At 70.8% G+C, this 2,317-nt stretch carries 2 protein-coding genes; one reads left to right on the top strand and one right to left on the bottom strand.

The window, feature by feature from the left end:
* Positions 1-22: 22 nt before the first annotated feature.
* Complete coding sequence (locus QMK28_RS20750) at positions 23-1,159, bottom strand: epoxide hydrolase family protein (RefSeq protein WP_326440125.1); 1,137 nt, start codon at positions 1,157-1,159, stop codon at positions 23-25.
* A gap of 226 nt (positions 1,160-1,385) precedes the next feature.
* On the opposite strand from QMK28_RS20750, the gene QMK28_RS20745 reads away from it, so the two are divergent.
* Positions 1,386-2,276, top strand: a complete 891-nt coding sequence (locus tag QMK28_RS20745; RefSeq protein WP_326440123.1) for a LysR family transcriptional regulator — start codon at positions 1,386-1,388, stop codon at positions 2,274-2,276.
* Positions 2,277-2,317 lie beyond the last annotated feature (41 nt).

Below are 2,317 nucleotides of genomic sequence, written 5' to 3'. Positions count from 1 at the left end.
GCCGGGCGGCCAGGTCGCCGTGTCAACTCCGGCGCAGCGCGCGGTAAAAACCCCTGACGTCGTCGGCGAAGACCTCGGGGACTTCGTGGGCCGCGTAGTGTCCGCCGACCTCGTAGGTGTGCCATTGCGCGAGGTTCTTGTGGTCGCGTTCGGCGAACGGCCTGATCGACTTGAAGTCGTTCGCGAAGTTGGCCAGGCCGATCGGGACGGTGGTCGGCTCGCTCGGGTGTTCCGCGTGGAAGTCCTCGTAGTAGAAGCGCGCCGAGGAGGCGGCCGTGTTCGTCAGCCAGTACAGGGTGACGTTGGTGAGCACGAAGTCGTCGCTGAGACCGCCGAGCAGTTGGGCGCTCCAGGCCAGTTGGCCGACCGGCGAGTCCGCCAGCGCGTGCGCCAGGTTCTGCGGCGCGGTCGACTGGAGCTTGTTGAACGCGGACATGTTGTCGTTGAACCAGGCCAGGAACTCGACCGCCTTCAGCTCCTCCGCCGAGAGCTGCTCGAACTCGGCCGGGTCGCCGGAGGGGAAGGAGAAGATCTGGGTGACGTGCACTCCGCTGACGTGCTCGGGGTCGACCCGTCCCAGCTCCGGGGCGACGAACGAGCCGGCGTCGTTGCCGACCGCCCCGTACGACCCGTAGCCGAGCCGCTTCATCAGCTCCGCCCACGCCTCGGCGGTCCGGTAGCGGTTCCAGCCCCGGTCCGCGGTCGGTCCGGAGAAGCCGAAGCCGGGGAGCGAGGGGATGACGAGGTGGAAGGCGTCGGCCGGGTCCTTGCCGTGTGCGCGGGGGTCGGTGAGCGGACCTATGACGTCCAGGTATTCGACGATGGAGCCCGGCCAGCCGTGGGTGAGGATCAGCGCGGTGGCGTCCGGTTCGGGTGAGCTCACGTGCAGGAAGTGGATGTTCTGGCCGTCGATCTCGGTCGTGAACTGCGGGTACGCGTTGAGCTTGGCTTCCCAGGCCCGCCAGTCGTAGCCGGTCCGCCAGTACTCGGCCAAGTGCTTGACGCGGTCGAGGGACACGCCGTAGTCCTCGCCCACGCCAGGCAGCTCGTTGGTCCAACGGACTTGCGAGAGACGGTAGTTCAGCTCGTCGAGCTCGGCCTGCGGGATGTCGATGCTGAACGGTCGGATCTCGGTGGTGTTGCCGCTGCTGTTCGCCATATGCACGACTATGCCGGGCCCTGACGCAGGCCCGGTGGAGCCGTCGCAGAGTGTTCCGCGAGGGGGTGGGCCGGCCGGGGCCGGGCGGGTTCTCCGGGCGTTCCGCCGGTGTGCGGCGGTACGTCCGGCGGTGATCCCAGCGTGGCCCGCGGCCCCGGCGGTGTCCAAGACTCTTGCCGCGAAGATCGATACCCTGGGGACATCGATCGACGTCAGAGAGGCGCCCATGGATGTGGACCTGCGGAAGTTGCGCTATTTCGCGGCGGTGGCCGAGGACTTGCACTTCAGCCGGGCCGCCGAGCGGCTCTTCATCGCGCAGCCGGTACTGAGTCGCCAGATCCGCGCGCTGGAGCACGAGCTGGGCGTCGAGCTGTTCATCCGCAGCAGCCGCCAGGTCTCGTTGACCGACGCGGGGACGGTGCTGCGAGCCGAGTCGGCCGCGCTGCTGGCGGCGGCGGACACGGCGGTGCGGCGGGTCCGCGCGGCGGGCAGCGGGGTACGCACCCTGACGGTCGGGTTCATAGCCGGGGTGACGGTCACCACCGCAGTACGGGCCTTCGCCGCCGAGCACCCCGAGGTGACCGTCGAACTACGCCGGGTCGAGCGGTACGACCAGGCCGAGGCGCTGATGGACGGCAGCGTCGACGTCGCGTTCGTGCGGCTGCCCATCACGGAGCGGGGCCTGGCGATCGTCCCGCTGTACGCCGAGCCGCGGGTGGCGGTGCTGCCCGCTGGCCACCGCCTCGCGGACCGCACGGGCGTGTCCATCACCGATCTGGCCGACGAGCCCGTGCTCACCCACCGCGGGGCGACCGCGGCCTGGGAGGCGTTCGCGGGCGTCGACCCGCGGCCGGACGGACGCAGCCCGCGCCGGGGCCCCGCGATCCGCACGATCGACGAGAAGCTGGAGCACGTCGCGGCGGGCAGCGGGGTGGCGTTCCTGCCCGAGTCTGCCGCGGCTCAGTTCAGGCGGCCGGACATCACGTATGTGCCGGTCACCGACATTCCGTTGACCTGGGTGTGCGTCGCCCACCGGGAAGGGGAGGCCAGGGGGCCGGTGCTGGATTTCGTCCGGGCCGCGGTGGGCCGGCACACCTCGGACGCTTCCCGGGCATGACCGGACGCCGCCGCGCCGCGCGGTCGGCCGCACGCGCCCAC

Origin of the sequence: Streptomyces sp. H27-D2 (assembly GCF_035828615.1) — a bacterium.
GTDB lineage: Bacteria > Actinomycetota > Actinomycetes > Streptomycetales > Streptomycetaceae > Streptomyces.
Note: the sequence above shows the minus strand (reverse complement) of the source record. Positions and strands in the feature narration are given on the sequence as shown.